Genomic DNA, 14,823 nt, shown 5'->3' with positions numbered 1-14,823 from the left:
CGGTGAAAAGGAGAGGTCTTGTTATGTGAAGCGGTGCGGCAAGTTAGTCCCTCCCCCTTGTGGGGAGGGGTTGGGGAGGGGTTTTAGCTGCCACCGTCGTGATCTTACTGCTCGATCGCAAAAGTCACCGTAACGCTGACGGTATAATTGTTCTCCCCGCCCTGGACGGGAACGGCCGCATCCGAGGCCTCCTTCATCATCGTGGCGCGATAGACAGGCTGCGGCATCGGGCGGGGCACATTCTCGTTGATCTCGATGATGCGGCCGAGCTTGACGCCGGCGGCTTCGCTCAGCGTCTTCGCCTTCTTCACCGCCTCGGCGACGGCATTCTTGCGCGCCGCTTCGAGGGCCGCTTCCGGCTTGTCGTTGGTGAACTGGATGTCGCCGCCCTGGTTGATGCCGAGGGTGACGGACTGGTCGATCACCTGGCCGAGCTTGGCAAGATCGCGCAGCCTTATGGTGATGGAATTGATGGTCTGGTAGCCGATCAGCTGCGGCTGCTGCTGCTGGCCGTCGACCGGCTGCGGATAATTATATTGCGGCTGGATTGAGAAGCCGGAGGTCTGCAGATCGCGCTCGGCAATGCCGCCGTCCTTCAGCGCCTTCAGCACCTCGTTCATCGCCTTGTTGTTCTCGTCGAGCGCTTCGCGGGCGGTCTTCGCCTGCTTGACGACCGCAAGATTGACGACGGCCATATCGGGCGCTAGCGCCGATTCACCGTCCCCCGTCACCGAAATCACCGCCTCGCGCGGCTTTGCCTCCTGCGCCAAAACAGGCGCTGCGCTGCCGAGCGGCAGGGCCAGAAGGGCAGTCATCAGAAGAGTCTTGGAAAGCATCGGCGCCATGTTTCATTCCCTAGTTGTCGTTTCCCGGATGAACTTTCTGTCGGTTGATTGTGAAGCTATTGCGGCGGAAGGGAAGGGCGAGTGCGGATGGCAAGAAAAATATAAGAGCGCGGGAGATGCAACTCGAACTAGGTTCGACAGTGAGTAACGGAGAGGGCGTGCCGTAGCCGCCCCCCTCTGCCCTGCCGGGCATCTCCCCCACAGGTGGGGAGATCGACAAGTCGCAGACTCGCCGGACCTCTTCTGCGTTTTGCTGTGACGCACGCGATAGGGGAAACTGATGCGCCCAGCCAATCTCCCCACCTGTGGGGGAGATGGCCGGCAGGCCAGAGGGGGCTTACACGGCACGGCCTCTCGGTTCCTGTGTCTTCACCATCACAAAGGCCGGCGCCGGACCGGCACGATTTCACCGGCTTGATTTGCCGTTCGACCGTTCACGGGCGCCAAAGGCGGCGTTCCGACAATATCTCGTTCCGAAAGGACGGTATACTTGGTTAGAAGCCGCTGACGGCTTCGCGACGCGTTTACGCGCCGAAATCATCCATGAACGACGGATGGATCGCAGGCTTGCGCTCTTCGCGGGCGTCGCGAAAACGCTGGGGAACCGCACCGAGACCGGTGACGAAACGGGTCAGGAGATTGCGGTTGAAAAGTTTCTGTATGGCACTCATGGCAGTTCACTCATTCTTTTTTTTGTTAGGCGGCAGCATATATTTTGCCCAGGCTGCCGTCGCAATGGGCAATTTTGCATGACAGTTATGTGACGGTGCATGGCTTGAGTGCAGGCCGAAAGCCAATCACATTGGCGTTAGGAGGGCGCGCCAAGCGGGTCAACCGCTATAAATCCCCACAAACACGCGTGATCGCGTGGTAAATTACCTTCTTGGGGCAAACCCATGCCCTTCGAAGGAGAAGCTCAGATGAACCGATTTTTCGCATTTATCGCGACCGGAACGCTGATCAGCCTTGCCACGATCATTTCGGCCTGCACGTCATCCGATCTGGACCAGACCGCATCGATCGGCGGCGGTTACCATCACGAGAGCCGCCCGCTCAACCCGGCCTGCGCGGATGGGTTCAGACCGAGTGATGGGCGGTCTTGCAGTTATTAAAGGCCTGCTCTGTATTGATCTGCTGCGTCTTCCGGATTGGCGATGGCAGATGAAATCGGGGCAGATGCCGTCATGGCGGTCGATTGACCGATTTACGGCCAACTGCCTGCACCAACGCTTTGGACTCCCACTTCCCGCATCGAAGCGGAAGAGCGACATCGCCCCGACGCTGTTGCCAGTGTGATCAACTATCTCAGGCCGTTCGGATATTCCGCATATTGCCTGAAAGACGGAAAACCTCGTCCACTGGCGAACGACGATATCCAGACAGGCTCTTCCGGAACGAGTTATAATTACATTTTTTCTATCCGTAAGGATCTGTGAGACGGCTTTCGTGCCCGCCCCGCGCCCACCGCCTCGCCGAACGGCTCCTTCACCGGCCATCTGTTGGCAAAACATATGAGGTCGTCGCGTCTATCGCGACCGGAACGCTGATCAGCGTTGCCACATTCACTTTGGCCTGCAGATCATCCGGAACTCTCGATCAGACGTCGTCGGCGGTTACTATCAGGAAGGTCGCCTGCTAAACCCGGCTTGCGCGGATGGGTTCAGGTCGAGGGGCGGTCTTGCAGTATTAAAACGTCTCTTCATCGAGAACTGCGACCTGTCGACTCTATGGTTGTACCGTTTCGTCCAGTCGCGCATTTCACTGTCGCCCACCTTGATGAGAGCGCTTCGGGGACGAGCAGGTCCAAAAAGCTCAGAAGGTGCTATTATGACATCGCCTCAAGGAGTTGCCCAAGCGTCGTGAAACAATCGCAGAGGATTGCAAAATTATCGGCATGACCAATAAAGTCAACATGCAGCGCGGCGACAACCGGGGATGGTTTCATTTCTGTGCGCGGCCAGATCAATGTGGCGATCGAACCGAAACCATGACGCAGGGTTTTAAATAGAAAGTTGCGTGGACTGAGTCTGGCGAAGTTTTCGCGTGAGGTTAAACTTCGGACTTGTGGATGAGGGAGTTGACGAAGGCGGCTGCAAAACCCATGGTTGGTCGCGAGTGCATGATTCACGCAGGGGCTATAATGAAATAACAAGCATCACATACCGCATACATTTTTACGCAATTTCTGTTTTTTCTTCTTGCGGACGCCGTAACTTCTGCTGGAGTCGAGCTGCCGCTAACACAAGGTCGGATTACGTCCTATCCTCCAACTGCTGCAGATTGGGCAAACCCGTCAAAACAGATAGATGGTTGGTCGGTGACCAATACCCCTCGGCCAGAAGATATTGCCGCAATTGAGCATCATTCCGCTACGGCGACTGGACATGTGTCAGTGGTGACTGGCTTGGGCGTTACTACAGGCACGGTCGGATTTCCTGCGGTGATCGGAACAACTAACTGGGGCTTTAGGGCCTTTAGGGTTGGCCAGCAACCGTCATTCCGGACCTTTGATGGTAACTGAAAATGCGGAAAATATTGATTTCTTTCGGTTTATTATTTGCAGCCATTGTATGGCTGACTAAGCCTTGGCAAAGATATGAAAGTATTGACGAAGCTGTTTGTGCTGGTAATGTTTTCTGGTCTTTGGGGCATATCTTTGATGGAGATGATATAAACCGTGTCCATTTCGATGGAGTCAGAAGCGCGACTCCATTGCTGTCAGCAGCGGATGCCGTAGATTGCCCAAAGCTGCTTCAAAGCTTGTGGGTTAAAGCAATTGTATACATGGGAGCTGACGTAAACATCGGAAACTCATATGGATACACACCATTGATGATGGCCACTGGCGTTGGAGACTACGATAGCGTAGAGTTTTTAATCGACAGAGGAGCTAGGCTGCATGACGTGGATAGCAGCAATTCTTCTGCGCTCGATATAGCGCGAAAAATAAATGACCCTAAGATATTAGACATACTTAAGGGGAAATAGCGCAAAGCGGCAAGTGTTGATCTCTGTTCGAGCTAATTTACGTTGACTGCCTGCGCGTCATCCGATCTCGACCAGACCTCCTCGATCGGCGGCGGTTACTATCACGAGAGCCGCCCGCTCAACCCGGCCTGTGCGGATGGGTTCAGACCGAGTGATGGGCGGTCTTGCAGTTACTAAGGGCCTGAATCACTCAGTGAAGCCCTTGCAGTCTGTTCCGCCGCTCAGCCAGCAGTTCATTTTGAACCAAATTCCTGGCGTTGTCCGAAAGACCATTTGGCCCCAATAGACCAAGTGCGGTAAACCGCGCTTCGATTTCTTTAGGAATGCTATCCGCTTCGTGTTGGCAAAGGCGCACAAGCCACTTCCATTCGTCGCTAGTCATATCCGTGTGCACGACCATGAATTGCTACCCCCTCCCGAGAACAACGACATCCATTAATAAGTACCACAACTTCTATCGAAAGGCAGGTGGCTCGGCGATCGGTCTGCTCATGCGACCGACGTGAATGTTCAGGCCGGGAAGCTCACTTATCCGACCTGGATGTATGGAAGTTGAATGATCCGATCGCTCAAAGGTGGCGGGGACCCTGCATGGTTATGGCATTAAGCCTGACCGCAAGAGTTGGTTGAAAAGCACCCGGGCAAAGGCTTAATCTCCGGTCAACTGGGGATATACTGATGGCAGCCGTGTTTCGCGTAATCTTGAGCGCTGTGTTTTCCGCGGTCCTTGCTTCCACATGTCTTGCCGACGGCCCGACGTCATCAGGGACCGGCTTCGCAGTGACCACCGATGGATGGCTGCTGACAAATGCGCACGTCGTCCAGGCTTGCAAGCGCATCGAGGTGAAAGGCAAGGGAGACGCCTCCGATCCCCGCATCGACGCCACGAATGATTTGGCGTTGGTGAAGGTCAACGCCGCGGAGCCGTTGAAGCCTCTTGTCTTCCGTCACGCTCCAACGCGGGTCGGCGAAGACATCGTTGCCATAGGCTTCCCGCTGGGGACATTGCTGTCGGATTCGGTCAAGGTCACCACAGGCAACGTGAATGCCCTCGCCGGGCTTCGAAATGACACCCGGTACATCCAGATTTCAACACCGATCCAGCCCGGTAATTCCGGTGGCCCGGTCGTTGACCGCGACGGCTTTCTTATGGGCATCACCAGCGCGACGCTGTCGAAAGGAATCGCGGATGAGATCGGTATCACGGCGCAGAACGTGAACTTCGCTATCCGTGCCTCGGTTGCCGACCTCTTCCTGCAGTCTCAGAGCATCACAGGGCAATCCGGCGACAAGGCGGCAGACCAGCAGCCGATCTCGACAGCCGACTTGGCTGACATAATCACGCCCTCGGTGTTCCAGATTCTCTGCTACGGCGAGCAGCAGGAACAGGCGTCGACCAACACACCAAGCGCCACGACCAATCTCCCAGCGCAACCAACTGCTTCATTCATCGATGCTCGCGGCTACGACGCGATCGGCTTCGATTACCGAGCCGTCAAGGATGTCACTTATTCGGGGTGCCACGAGATTTGGGAAGGCGACAGCCAGTGCAAGGCGATTACCTACAATACGAAGCACAGCGTTTGCTTCCTGAAAGATAATATTGTTGCCCTGATACGGAATTCGGACGCGGTCGCCGCCTATGCATCGTCAAAGGCAGCCGATGTGATCGTGTCTGATTTCACGAGCTATTCTGGCATCGATCTTCCCGGCGGTGACTACAAACGCCTAAGAGGCAGCAACTATCTGCAATGTTTCACCGCCTGTATCGGCGACAATGCTTGCAAGGCGTTTTCCTACGTTCCCAAAAAAAACGAATGCTGGCTCAAGGATACGATTGGCCGGCCGAAGGCGACTAAAGGTGTGGAGTTAGGGATTAAGTAAAACAGAAAGTCTTCAACGAGCAAACTCGCTCGCAACATGATGACGAAGTGAAGGCCGCGACCTCCGTTGCAGTCGAATCTATCGAGCCTTCGCACCAATATCCTCGCGAAGTGCGGTCTCTAAGTCCTCAGGGAGCGTCATTGGGAAGGTCAGTCGAGTGTCTTCCCCGATCACTTCGAAATCGTATTCTTCCGGCACTCGATTGAACACCGTGGACCGCCTGCCGCTATGGTGCGACATCACCTCAAATACATGATCTACCCCAAACCGCGGGGTGCCAGCTAACGCTTGTCCCTCTGAAAACGGGGGAGCTGCCCAAAACATCTTGTGTGAACCGGGAAACCACCGACCCACTATCAGTGCATAGTCAACATGGGTCATATAGTAGACAGCATCAATTTTGCTGAAAGTGTTGCCGACACGGGAAACGTTTTTCACATCCTTGCGGACTTCGTTTTGCTCCTCGACGTCCCAATAATCACGATAGACAATCATCACTCGATCAAAACTGACAAAAGAGCCATTTTCACTTAAAATGAATTCGAATGCGCCTCCAAATCCTTTGTCGAGATGACGGCCTTGGCGATGTTGTTCGATCAGATAACGAGCTTGAGTGTTCAGTGCGTGGTTAAATAGAGATATCGCGTCTATGTTGGCGGCACTGCCTATTTCTAGTCTCTCGCGGAACGACTCAGCTCCCGAACCAGAAACAGATATTATTCCGTCTTTCTCCTGGGCAATTTTCCGCATGTTGTGGCTAAATCCCACTATCGCTCCATCGCGCGTGAACGCGTAGATGAACCAAGCTGACGCCCGATCTTTCGGAAGTCCCGAATCGTTCAAGATAGCTTGCAAAACCTGCAGCGATGAAGGTTCATCAAGTGGGGCTGCGTATAGATATCGAAGCCCATCTTCAAAGTTTGCCATCGGCCCGCTCCATCCGAACACAAGATGAGGGCCGATCGTGAAAATTTTCCTTGTCAGGCCTGCAACCCGGATTTCGCTTCCTTCAATTTGTTCTGTCTCATTCGGGAGGTTCTGAGTTGGTATCGGGATATCTTCGTGGATTCTTGTCCCGGTCGTGATCAAGGTGTCGCCGAACGCAAAGTAAAAGCCTCTCCACATAAAACTTGCGATCAATGTCATCGTGAACTCTCTGTGATAGTTTTGATTGCCGAATGGGCGTACTTTTACAGCGGTCACGTGTTTATCGGAAATCGCATTTCGTGACGATCGCCACACCGTCGAAACACAACCACGACATTTTAGGAGTGCCCGCGCAAGCGGTCTCTTGTTGGCGTACTTTTACCGGGTTCAATCTCAAAGCTCCTGCTTGAAGAGTGATCAAGCATGCTCCGAACCGGCTTCGAGGAGGCTTGGAAAGATTTCCAAAAATTCCGGAACCTGGTGTCAAAATTCCGGTTTTTCGCGTCCGGCTACAATGGCGCTGAACCAAAGGCTAACCACCTCGTCAAATCCCTTAAAACAAGAAAATTGGTGGGCCCGGAGGGACTCGAACCCCCAACCAAGCGGTTATGAGCCGCCGGCTCTAACCATTGAGCTACAGGCCCTTGACGCCAATGGGAGGCGCCTTGGCGCCGGAGGCCGGCGCCTGGATGCCGGGGCAATGGTTCCCGCAGCATCGGTTCGCTCTAACGCAAATTGCAGGGAGCCACAAGCGCAGAGCGCAAGCATCTGTGGACGATGCATATTTCATCGGCGCCGGTACTGGAACCTTCTCGCGCGGACGACAATTACAGAGATTGGATTCGATGAAGAGGGCGATCGCAGATGGTGGCGTTGAACAGTGCCGTGGTGCTTATCGTCGAGGACGAGCCGCTGATCCGGTTCAATGTTCTCGATGTGCTTGAAGATGTCGGCCATGTGGCGCTGGAGGCGGCGAATGCCGACGAGGCGATGGTGGTGCTGAAGGGGCGGCCGGATGTCGATATCTTGTTCACCGACGTCAACATGGCCGGTTCGATGGACGGGATCCAGCTTGCCAAGCGGGTGAGGGCGATGCGGCCGAATATCGGCATTATCATCACCTCGGGCATGGTGCGGCTCGACCCCATGGCGCTGCCGGCCAATACCGCCTTCCTGCCGAAGCCTTATATGCACGACGCGCTGATCTCGACGATCGATTCGCTGATGACGTGACTGGATCGCCGATGACATGAAGGGGCGCGCAGCCGCAAAACGGGGACAGGTTTTGCGGCTGCGCGCGAGGCGCCGGGAGACATGCTCGTCTTCAGGCGTGCGGAGGGGGTCGCGCCCTCAGCTGAAGCTGCTCTTCAGCGCCTCGTTCTCGTGGTGGGCCTTCTTCTCGTAGATCGTGAACAGCGCCATCGAGAGGAGATAGGAGAGGAAGGGATCTCCGATCTGCGTGGCGATGTCGCGGGAGGCGAGCACGTGGCGCTCCAGGGCGCCGATATCTTTCTGTATTGCGGTTTCAGCGAGGCGGTTCATGCTGCCATCTCCAGGAATTGCGTCACGACCGAGCGGGCCGGAACATGTCTGACATAAAGGGGTAGGGTCAGGCCGAGGGCGGTGCGCATCTTGCGCAGCACGCGGTCCGACACTTCGAAGGCGCCGCAGCAGACGGGGTACTTGCCGTAGCCGTCTGCGCGGCCGAGTTCTTCCACTTCGGCGCCGGCGCGCTTGTAGACGCGCTTGAGATAGGGCTCGTAGTTGGAAATCATCGTGTGGATGCCGTGGTCGAGCGCGCATTCGCAGAGCGCCAGCAGCATCATCGAAAAGGCGCGGCCGGCGTCGATCTGGGGAAAATCCCTGGCGATCGCCTCTTCGTCGATGCACATGCGCGTTCCCTCCCAGATGCCCGGCGCGATAAGATCGGCGGCATCCGGAAACGTCTCGTGGAAGACATCGTAGAGAAGGGTCGGGCCGGTCGTCGGCATCAGGCGCATGCCGCCATAAAGACGGGTGCGGCTGTCGTTGCACCAGACGAGGTAGGCCGGGGCCAGCGCATCGTAGCTGTCGCGCTCGTAGGGGCCGACGACAGGGACGTCCCAGCCGAGCGTATCGGCGAACACCTTCTTGCGCAGGCGAAACATCTGATCGAGTACGGCAGCGTATTTCTGATACTCATGTGCCTGAATGATAACGAACATTTTGCCCTCCAGCGTTTGCAAGTCCGTGGAGAGCAGAATGGTTCAGGCGGGCCGGATCGGAAATTCCCTCAGATGGGCCCCCTCAGATGGGGGGATTAGCCCAAAAGTATGAGGGCTGGCGTCACGAGATGCGCCAACCAGAGACTATGGATTGATGATGCGCAATTGCACGGCCCGCGAGGCAGCGGCCGAGATCGTGGCGCAGCCGAGCTTGAAGCGGGCGGTCTTCAGATAATCGCGGGTGGTGTGCTCGGATATGCCCAGAATGACCGAGATATCCTTGTAATCCTTGCCGAGTGCCGTCCAGTGCAGGCACTCGATCTCGCGCGGCGACAAGGCCGGCACCGGGTCGTTCTCGCCGTGCAGCTCATAGACGGCCTTGCGATGGATCAGATGGGCGATCTCGATCCATTCGTTGCGGCAGCGGCGGACGAGTTCGTTCCAGTCGTCGACCGGGATGCGGGCATTCACCGACAGCAGCGCCCGGCGCTGCGCCTTGTCGGCGACGGGAATGGAGTAGCCGTTGCCGCCGATGCCGTGCTTCTGGGCGTCGACCAGCATGGCATAGGCCTCCGGCGTCGGCTCGACCTCGCTCCAGTCGAAGGGCAACTGGCGTTCGAAGCCCTGCTTGACGATCGGGTCGACCTTGACATAGCTGTTCAGCAGGTAGCGGGAGACCCAGGCATCCGGATAGGTGGTGCGCACGAAGGGCGAATCGATCTTGCTGGCGATTGTCTGGGCGAGGTGGTAGGTGACGAAATCGAGGCCGTATTCCGCCTGCAGAATGCGGATGGCCGCATCCACATTGGCCGCCGCCTTGATCTGTTCGAAGGCGGGTTCGAACTTTTCGCTATAGGTATTCTCGATCATTTCCACTGCCCCAATTCCCTCAATCCTACCGTGAGGACCGTCATAAATACAAGGCATCCCCACATATGCGGGGAATGACAATCCCGGCTCCGTCTGCTAGCGCCTTTCCACGAGGAGACCTCATATGGACAGCAAGAGACCCTTCGAGATTGCCGAATGCCAACAGGCCGCCAAGGGCCTGAAGTCCAGCTGGCAGGACATGGCGGGCTCCGAAGCGCTGATCCGCGCGCTCGTTGCCGAACGCAACGGCGACACCCCGCTAGCCCTGTTCTGGACCGAGGTCCACCGGGCGCTTTGCGTTGATAACAACGTTTTCTGACATGGCCCGCCCCGGCGGGTGTTTCAGGCTTTTCCCGATATTGACTGGATCGGCTAGGCACCAGGATCGGCCACGGCAAGATGAAATTCGTGTCCCGTCGGCGACCACGTTTTCATGCTCATCCGTTTCCGATTTTGCGAAGAAAGTGTCGAGCGGCTTTGTCACGGGCGGGCAGAGGGAAAGCTCATACTCCCTCGATTTGTGCCATTATGCTTGACGAAACGTTACCAGCGGGCGCTGTGGCGTGTCGTTGACACGGCTAGACTGTGCCATTGCCGACACTTTCCCGCGACAGCGGCGCCAACGCTCGCTCCGCTCATGCAAGCTGCGGCATCTCTCTCCGCCTGCATCCTGATGTGCCCCGCAGGGGAGCGCGGTCATCACCCGCCCTCGTGGTTCGAGACGGCCCTGCGGGCCTCCTCACCATGAGGGCTAATTGTTGTGCCCTGCGGCTGGGCTATCGGGGGGAGGGCGCCGCGTTATCCGGTTAGGGCAAGCCGCAACCTCTCTCCGCTCATCCTGAGGTGCCCCGTAGGCCACCGGCGCTGAAGCGTATCGGCATGCCACCGGCCCTCGTGGTTCGAGACGGCCCTGCGGGCCTCCTCACCATGAGGGCTAATTGTTGTGCCGCGTGGCTGGTGGGCTGATCGGTATGTCGCGTTTTGCAGACTGGGCTGTAGCGTGCTGCTGGGCTCTAGCGTGCTGCTCCGCTCTCCGAGGGGCAAGCCGCGCCCTCTCTCCGCCCACGTTGTTGTGCCCTGCTGCTAGACTATCGGGGGCAGGGTGCTGCGTTCTCCGATGAGAGCTGCCGCAACCTCTCTCCGCCCTCATCCTGAGGTGCCCCGTAGGGGCCTCGAAGGACGAGGCCGGCCACCGCACCAGCCGATATCATCCAACCTTGGTCGACGGATTGATCCAGTCCTGGAGCGGTATTTCCGGCTTCGGCTGCTTCGGGCGAAATTTCACCAGCACCTCGCGGCCGTCGATAGAGGCTTGCGTGCGTTCCAGTGCATTGCGTTCGGCCACCGCCTGGCGCCAGTGATCGTCATCACGGCCGTCGGGGCGGCCCTGTTCTTCCCAGATCGCGTAGGCTCTTTTGCTGATCCATTCGTGACGTCTGTCGCTCATTTACCCATTCCATTCGTGAAGGCGTTATTCGGCAATTCCGTCCTGCGGAACCGGCCTGTCCTGCGGAACCGGCCCGTCTTCCCGAACCGGCAAGCGGCGCTTGGCGGCCATCAGCAGGTCCAGTTCGATCGAGGACGGCCCGAAACGGGTAAAGAGGCTTTCAGCCTGCTCGCCGCCCAGGCCGTATTTGGAGGCGAATTCGTCAAGGCTGTAGGGACGGCCGCGCAGGATCCTGCTTCGGCGCTCCGGTTCACGGATTTGCGTCATTGGTGATTACCCCAGACTGTTTTCGAAATGTGAGAACAAAACAGATTACAGCGGCAAAAGTTCCGTGAATTTGCAGCGTTTTTTCGCCATTGTGGGGCGATCCAGGGGCTGGGGCATGGATTTTCAGCAAAGGTGGCGGTGACGAAAATTTCGCCTAAAACACGCAAGAAAATCAGCGCCTTATGGAATTGGCTTCCGCGAAGGCCGATAAATGGGCTTTACCCCGGCGCGTTAGTCTATAGAATCAATCGTGTTAATCGGTTCGCAGGGGCAGCAAAAAACGTCCGTTCCCCGCGTTGGCGCGACCGATACCGGAGGACTTTGGCCTCAACCCATCAAGAGGAGACAGACATGATGAATGCCCTGCCGCCACTTCATGACGGCCACGCGCCGTTTACCCTCCAGCAGCTGTTTCGCGAAGCGCTCTATGCCTTCGAGGAATGGGACAGCGAAGTGACCGAGCCGATCGTGACCCACGAAGGACGCGTCATCCCGATCAGCTTCGTTTTCGAAGCCATGCGCGAATGCACCGACATCGTGCCGATGAATATCGTCGGCGCCGTCACCGAGCGGCTGACCAAGCCGTGGGAGGGCGAAGGCCCGCTCGACCAGATGACCTTTTCGACGGCGGCGCGCGTCATGCGCGTGCTGGTGCGCAAGCGCCTTCTTGCCAACGGCACGGTCGATCTCGTGGCCGTTTCGGCTCATGCAGCCGAAGATCAGAGCCGCGACTGACGGAAAAAGGATCGCGGCCCCGGCTGCGATCCTTTTCCGCTTCCTGGCGGAACCTCGCCGATTGCCAGCCGTTTACTGGCATGCCCGCCGCCCGTGCGGGTGAGGAATGAGCACCATGCTGAAATCCATCGTTCAAGAAATCATCGGCACGCCGCGGCGTGAGCCGGAACTTCCGCAATCGCTCGAGCAGTTTCGCGACAGGAAGCGGGTGCTGATCATCTTTGCCGATGCGCAGGACGACCGCGCCGTCATCCAGGACGAATGGCTGCGGAACGCGCATATGCGTCTCATCGAGGAAGACATCGAGGTTTTCATCATCGCCGGCGGCGGCGCTTTCTCGCTGCTCGACGACGGCTCCGAACTTGATGCCGACGAGGTCAGAGAGCGGCTGCAGGGGCCGCCGTCCGGCGAGTTCGGGCTAATCCTGATCGGTCGCGACGGAACCGTGAAACTGCGCTCGAGCGAGCCGAGGCCCGCGGAGGATATTTTCGCGGCCCTCGAGATGCTGCCGAAGCAGACGCCTTGGTAGGGTTCGGAACTCCGCGTGACGTGCGTCCGATGTCTCCTGCTTCTTAAAGCTCGAAGGCTTCCTTGAGCCCGAGGCTCTTGCGTTCGCGCAGGTCGAGATCGGTCTCGATATGGGCGATGTGATGCAGCATCAGCCGGCAGGCGCGGTCGAGGTCGTTGCTTTCGATCGCCGAGATGATCTCGCCATGTTCGGAATGGCCGCAGCTCGATGCGGTGGACTGGCCGTAAAGGGCAATCACCAGGGATGAGCGGGCCACGAGCTCTTCCATGAAGCGCTGCATGATTGCATTGCCTGAGATCTCCGCCAGCATCAGATGGAAATCGCCCGACGCCTTGATCTCGGCGCGTCGCGCCGTCTGGCCGCGTTCGCTCATCAGCCGGCCTTCCTCCAGCAACAGCTGTTTCAGCTGGCTGATATCATCCGCGGTGATCCGCGCCGCCGCCTCACGCAATATGCCGGGTTCGACCAGGCGGCGGGCGGAAAAGATCTGGCGGGCCTCCTCCGGCGAGGGATAGGCGACGAAGGCGCCGCGGTTCTTCTCGACGCTGACGAGGCCCTCATACGAGAGCGCCTGCAGGGCGGCGCGGGCGAGCGTGCGGCTGACGTTGAACAGATTGCCGACATCGCTTTCCGAAAGTTTGGTGCCGGGTGAAAGCCGGCGCTCGACGATCGCCTCGCGAATGGCGTCGCGGATCTGTTGCGCGCCGGTTTCGGCGGATTCTTCGGCCTGCATAGCCTTGGCGGCGGATTTCATGAAATCATTCCCTGATGGCGGGCAAACCATATCCGGCTTCGCGGCAAAAGTTAAACGGAATTTGTGCCCGAAAAGCCGAGGGAATTGTATACGATTTTCTGCACAAATTGAGCACGATAGCCTAAATCATGTGCAGACACTGCCTTGCCCATAATTTTACCTCATCGATGGATCATCGATAAAACTGTTGTTTCACAATGGTTTGGTTGGTGCAACGGAATCTGGCACGGCAGATGCATCGTCTTTTCCAAACAGGGGAAGGCATGATGTCGAAAGCGGCAGAGATCGATATAGTATCCGTTTCGAAGGTCTATGGGGCGACAACGGCCGTCCATGCCATCAGCCTGAAAATTCCGGCCGGCGCCTATTGCTGCTTCCTCGGCCCGTCGGGCTGCGGCAAGACCTCGACGCTGCGCATGATTGCTGGCCATGAGAGCATTTCGTCGGGCGATATCCGGCTCGGCAATACAGTCGTCACCGATTTTCCGCCGGCCAGGCGCGGCACGGCGATGATGTTCCAGTCCTATGCGCTGTTTCCGCATCTCGATCTCATCGACAATGTCGCCTTCAGCCTGAAGATGAAGGGCGTCGATAAGGCCGAGCGGCGGGCCAAGGCGCTTGACTTGCTGAAGCTGATGCAGATGGAGCCCTATGCCTCCAGGCGCCCGGCCCAGCTTTCCGGCGGCCAGCAGCAGCGTGTGGCGCTGGCGCGCGCGCTGATCACCGATCCGGAGGCGCTGCTGCTCGACGAGCCGCTGTCGGCGCTCGATCCATTCCTGAAGATCCGCATGCGCGCCGAACTCAAGAAGCTGCAGAAGTCGCTCGGCATCACCTTCGTCCATGTCACCCACAGCCAGGAAGAGGCGATGGCGCTCGCCGATATCATGGTCATCATGAATGACGGCCGGATCGAGCAGGCGGCCGCGCCCCGCGAAGTGTTCGAGAAGCCGGCAACCGCCTTTGTCGCCCGCTTCATGGGCGATCACAACGTGCTGTCGGGCCGGGTGACCTCCAGCGAGAACGGCGTGCTCGTCATGACCGTGCCGGAGGGGCAGAGCTTTTCCGTGCGCGGGGCGGGCAGGGAGGTCGGCGAACTGGTCGATATCGGCATCCGCACCGACCGCGTGCGCCTGCAGGTGGCGACCGAATGGACGCTCGGCTTCAACGGCACCGTCTCCAACGTCGAATATCGCGGCTCCTCGGTGAAGATCACCGTTACCGGCGCCGGCAGCGACGACTTCACCGTCATATCAGACGACAGCGACTATTTCGCCCGGCCGGTTTCGGTCGGCGATGCCGTCGCGCTCAGCTGGGCGCTCGAGGATGCCGTTCTTCTCGGCCGCTCTTCCGCATGAACCATCACCATCCATCCT

Annotated in this window: 19 protein-coding genes and 1 tRNA gene; 9 read left to right on the top strand and 11 right to left on the bottom strand. The window is 58.0% G+C overall.

Annotated features, from left to right (window positions below; genetic code table 11):
- Positions 1-104: 104 nt before the first annotated feature.
- Both AMK05_RS15500 and AMK05_RS35260 read right to left on the bottom strand, forming a co-directional pair.
- Positions 105-845: an SIMPL domain-containing protein gene (locus AMK05_RS15500; protein ID WP_064839832.1), complete on the bottom strand. Its 741-nt coding sequence runs from the start codon at positions 843-845 to the stop codon at positions 105-107.
- Between the two features lie 524 nt (positions 846-1,369).
- Entirely contained in the window at positions 1,370-1,516 is a 147-nt protein-coding gene (locus AMK05_RS35260) for a hypothetical protein (protein ID WP_010068834.1), read from the bottom strand.
- A 249-nt stretch (positions 1,517-1,765) separates the two neighbouring features.
- On the opposite strand from AMK05_RS35260, the gene AMK05_RS15495 reads away from it, so the two are divergent.
- From AMK05_RS15495 to AMK05_RS33395, 3 genes are all read left to right on the top strand, one after another.
- The gene (locus AMK05_RS15495) at positions 1,766-1,957 is read left to right on the top strand and encodes a hypothetical protein (RefSeq protein ID WP_064839831.1); all 192 of its coding nucleotides are present in this window, start codon (positions 1,766-1,768) and stop codon (positions 1,955-1,957) included.
- A 1,205-nt stretch (positions 1,958-3,162) separates the two neighbouring features.
- Positions 3,163-3,366, top strand: a complete 204-nt coding sequence (locus tag AMK05_RS36225) for a hypothetical protein (RefSeq protein ID WP_442966234.1) — start codon at positions 3,163-3,165, stop codon at positions 3,364-3,366.
- 2 nt (positions 3,367-3,368) lie between these two features.
- Positions 3,369-3,833 carry an ankyrin repeat domain-containing protein gene (locus AMK05_RS33395; RefSeq protein WP_082935673.1) on the top strand — a complete coding sequence of 155 codons (465 nt, stop codon included), beginning with the start codon at positions 3,369-3,371 and terminating at the stop codon, positions 3,831-3,833.
- Between the two features lie 190 nt (positions 3,834-4,023).
- On the opposite strand, the gene AMK05_RS15490 is transcribed toward AMK05_RS33395, so the two are convergent.
- Positions 4,024-4,233, bottom strand: a complete 210-nt coding sequence (locus AMK05_RS15490) for a hypothetical protein (RefSeq protein WP_064839829.1) — start codon at positions 4,231-4,233, stop codon at positions 4,024-4,026.
- Positions 4,234-4,511: 278 nt separating this feature from the next.
- On the opposite strand from AMK05_RS15490, the gene AMK05_RS15485 reads away from it, so the two are divergent.
- Positions 4,512-5,717: a trypsin-like peptidase domain-containing protein gene (locus AMK05_RS15485; protein ID WP_064839827.1), complete on the top strand. Its 1,206-nt coding sequence runs from the start codon at positions 4,512-4,514 to the stop codon at positions 5,715-5,717.
- 78 nt (positions 5,718-5,795) lie between these two features.
- Here the strand turns inward: AMK05_RS15485 and AMK05_RS15480 are convergent, their stop codons facing one another.
- Complete coding sequence (locus tag AMK05_RS15480) at positions 5,796-6,863, bottom strand: hypothetical protein (protein ID WP_064839825.1); 1,068 nt, start codon at positions 6,861-6,863, stop codon at positions 5,796-5,798.
- A gap of 349 nt (positions 6,864-7,212) precedes the next feature.
- Positions 7,213-7,288: transfer RNA gene (locus tag AMK05_RS15475), tRNA-Ile, on the bottom strand.
- A gap of 220 nt (positions 7,289-7,508) precedes the next feature.
- Between AMK05_RS15475 and AMK05_RS15470 the strand changes: the two genes are divergently transcribed.
- Complete coding sequence (locus tag AMK05_RS15470) at positions 7,509-7,877, top strand: response regulator (RefSeq protein WP_064839823.1); 369 nt, start codon at positions 7,509-7,511, stop codon at positions 7,875-7,877.
- Positions 7,878-7,994: 117 nt separating this feature from the next.
- Here AMK05_RS15470 and AMK05_RS15465 read toward each other — a convergent pair whose 3' ends face one another.
- The 3 genes from AMK05_RS15465 to AMK05_RS15455 form a co-directional block, all read right to left on the bottom strand.
- Positions 7,995-8,186, bottom strand: a complete 192-nt coding sequence (locus AMK05_RS15465; protein ID WP_003593249.1) for a hypothetical protein — start codon at positions 8,184-8,186, stop codon at positions 7,995-7,997.
- Positions 8,183-8,848, bottom strand: a complete 666-nt coding sequence (locus tag AMK05_RS15460) for an acyl-homoserine-lactone synthase (RefSeq protein ID WP_064839821.1) — start codon at positions 8,846-8,848, stop codon at positions 8,183-8,185. Before AMK05_RS15460 ends, AMK05_RS15465 begins: the two co-directional genes overlap by 4 nt.
- A 144-nt stretch (positions 8,849-8,992) precedes the next feature.
- Complete coding sequence (locus tag AMK05_RS15455; protein WP_064839819.1) at positions 8,993-9,718, bottom strand: LuxR family transcriptional regulator; 726 nt, start codon at positions 9,716-9,718, stop codon at positions 8,993-8,995.
- A 124-nt stretch (positions 9,719-9,842) separates the two neighbouring features.
- Between AMK05_RS15455 and AMK05_RS15450 the strand changes: the two genes are divergently transcribed.
- The gene (locus tag AMK05_RS15450) at positions 9,843-10,037 is read left to right on the top strand and encodes a hypothetical protein (protein ID WP_049736280.1); all 195 of its coding nucleotides are present in this window, start codon (positions 9,843-9,845) and stop codon (positions 10,035-10,037) included.
- A gap of 888 nt (positions 10,038-10,925) precedes the next feature.
- On the opposite strand, the gene AMK05_RS15445 is transcribed toward AMK05_RS15450, so the two are convergent.
- Positions 10,926-11,165: a DUF2934 domain-containing protein gene (locus AMK05_RS15445; RefSeq protein ID WP_064839817.1), complete on the bottom strand. Its 240-nt coding sequence runs from the start codon at positions 11,163-11,165 to the stop codon at positions 10,926-10,928.
- 24 nt (positions 11,166-11,189) lie between these two features.
- Positions 11,190-11,432 (bottom strand): hypothetical protein, encoded by a 243-nt coding sequence (locus AMK05_RS15440; RefSeq protein ID WP_064839815.1) that lies wholly within the window; start codon positions 11,430-11,432, stop codon positions 11,190-11,192.
- Positions 11,433-11,783: 351 nt separating this feature from the next.
- Between AMK05_RS15440 and AMK05_RS15435 the strand changes: the two genes are divergently transcribed.
- Together AMK05_RS15435 and AMK05_RS15430 are read left to right on the top strand one after the other, a co-directional pair.
- Positions 11,784-12,167 carry a hypothetical protein gene (locus AMK05_RS15435; RefSeq protein ID WP_064839813.1) on the top strand — a complete coding sequence of 128 codons (384 nt, stop codon included), beginning with the start codon at positions 11,784-11,786 and terminating at the stop codon, positions 12,165-12,167.
- A gap of 115 nt (positions 12,168-12,282) precedes the next feature.
- A complete protein-coding gene (locus tag AMK05_RS15430) occupies positions 12,283-12,696 on the top strand; it encodes a DUF4174 domain-containing protein (RefSeq protein WP_064841396.1) in 414 nt (137 codons plus the stop codon).
- Between the two features lie 43 nt (positions 12,697-12,739).
- Here AMK05_RS15430 and AMK05_RS15425 read toward each other — a convergent pair whose 3' ends face one another.
- Entirely contained in the window at positions 12,740-13,450 is a 711-nt protein-coding gene (locus AMK05_RS15425; RefSeq protein ID WP_064839811.1) for a GntR family transcriptional regulator, read from the bottom strand.
- A 266-nt stretch (positions 13,451-13,716) separates the two neighbouring features.
- Between AMK05_RS15425 and AMK05_RS15420 the strand changes: the two genes are divergently transcribed.
- Entirely contained in the window at positions 13,717-14,805 is a 1,089-nt protein-coding gene (locus tag AMK05_RS15420; RefSeq protein WP_064839809.1) for an ABC transporter ATP-binding protein, read from the top strand.
- Positions 14,806-14,823: the final 18 nt, after the last annotated feature.

The sequence above is a fragment of the Rhizobium sp. N324 genome, from assembly GCF_001664485.1.
Lineage (GTDB): Bacteria > Pseudomonadota > Alphaproteobacteria > Rhizobiales > Rhizobiaceae > Rhizobium.
This window is presented reverse-complemented; position numbering and strand designations above follow the sequence as displayed.